Here is a 1716-nt window from a genome sequence, read left to right on the forward strand (position 1 = left end):
CCGTCGCGACGCCATGACAACGGCCCGCTCGGCGACCGACGACCCTGCCCTGCGACGGAGCGCAGACCGCGGGCGGGCACCACGCTCTGGTCCTCCCTCGACCTTCGTTGGTGAAGCCAAGCTGGCCCTCCCCGCAGCTTCCGCCCCGGGAGGTACCGCTGCAGGATCTGGAGGCGTCTCATCGGTCCGGCGGGCGGCCCTGGACCACGACGGGCACGGGTCCGACCGGGACGGCATCGATGGGGCCGTCGACCCCCACCAGCCCCCGCTCGCCGGGCCGCGAGGGAAGAGCGGAGACCCCGACCGGGTCGGCGATGACCTCGGTCAGGTCGACCACGTCCTCGAGGTCCGACCACACGAAGGCCAGCGGACGACCGTCGGACGCGATGAACGTGGCCACCCACATGCCCGTCGAGCGCTGCTCGAAGCCCACGCGACGAGCCCCGCCCACCATGTCGATGACCTGCTGGTAGGCGAGGTACGCCGGACGCAGCTCCCCCCGGGTGCGATCCACGAGCCCGGTCGATCGCCACTCGATGATCGGGTAGCTGGCGGGGAAGTCCACGAGCGTCGAGACGAAGGCGGCCCGGTAGCCGACGGCGGCGGCGAACAGGGCCTTCTGAGAGACGACCGCGGCCTGAGCGCGACGGAAGTCGACCACCTCGGGTGATGCCGCCTCCAGGCCGTCGCCCTCAGCGTCGGCCCCGATGGCGGCGAGGTCGTCGGCGACCCCGTCACCATCCACGTCGGCCCACGGGTCGACGTACGGAGTGGCCGTCAACGTCGAGCGCATGTCCTCGATGACCACCCCGGTCCCCTCGGGCAGGCGATCCTGCGCCCAGCGACCGGCGTGGAAAACGGCGTCGGCACCGTGGTTGGCGTGCAGCGCGTAGTGGTCGTAGCGACGCTCCGGATCGACGGCTCGGTCCTGGAAGTCGGCGAAGGCCTGGGCCTCGGTCGGGCCGAGCTGATCGATGCGCGCCCCCAGCGTCGCGGCGTCGGGTCCGTCGTCGAAGGCCGTCCCCGGGTTGGTCGAGGCACGCAGCACCTCGACGTCGGGGGCGCGGATGTGGACGATGTCGGCCACACGGTCGAGGAGGTCGTGATAGCTCTCCGCGGTGGCGGGGTGCTCGGCGTCGCCGTTCGCCCGCCAGTGGCCCGGCACCTCGATCTCGTTGCCGACCATGAGCATGGCCAGCACGGGCTCGTCGAGCGCCTCCCACCGATCGCCGGGCTCGCCGCCGTAGCGAGCAGCCATCGAGCCGATGAAGCGGTCGAACGCCTCGAGGTGCTCCGTCCGCACCGGCGAGGACCCCGGCGCTCCGACCGATCCGTCGGTCGACACCGTCCCCCAAGTCGAGGAGACCTGGACGGTGAGCTGGAGGTCGACGCCGACGCGCGCGGCCTCGAGGGCCACGGCATCGAGCCTCGTCCAGTCGTAGCGAGGCGTGCCGTCGGCCGGTGGCGACGGTTCGACGGCGTCCCAGCGGATGGCGTTGACCCCCACGATGCAGACGCCGAGGTCGTCCACGAGGTCGAACAGCTCTGGCAGCTCGGCGGGTGCGACCGCCGGGACGGGCTCCACACCGAAGGAACGAGGTGACACCACTCCCGGCTCGACCTCGGCGTCGCAGGTGATCTCCGGCGTCTCGGACCGCGGCGCTGCCGTCGGGCTGCTGGAGCACGCGACGAACACGACGCTGATCAGCGCAGCGA

1 protein-coding gene is annotated in these 1716 nt (G+C 72.1%); it reads right to left on the reverse strand.

Annotation, left to right across the window (positions count from 1 at the left end; genetic code table 11):
• Window positions 1-178: 178 nt before the first annotated feature.
• Window positions 179-1716: hypothetical protein (locus tag WBV89_RS20795; protein ID WP_423983241.1), on the reverse strand; the 1538-nt coding region annotated here is incomplete at its 5' end.

Source organism: Ilumatobacter sp. (assembly GCF_049588435.1).
GTDB lineage: Bacteria > Actinomycetota > Acidimicrobiia > Acidimicrobiales > Ilumatobacteraceae > Ilumatobacter_A.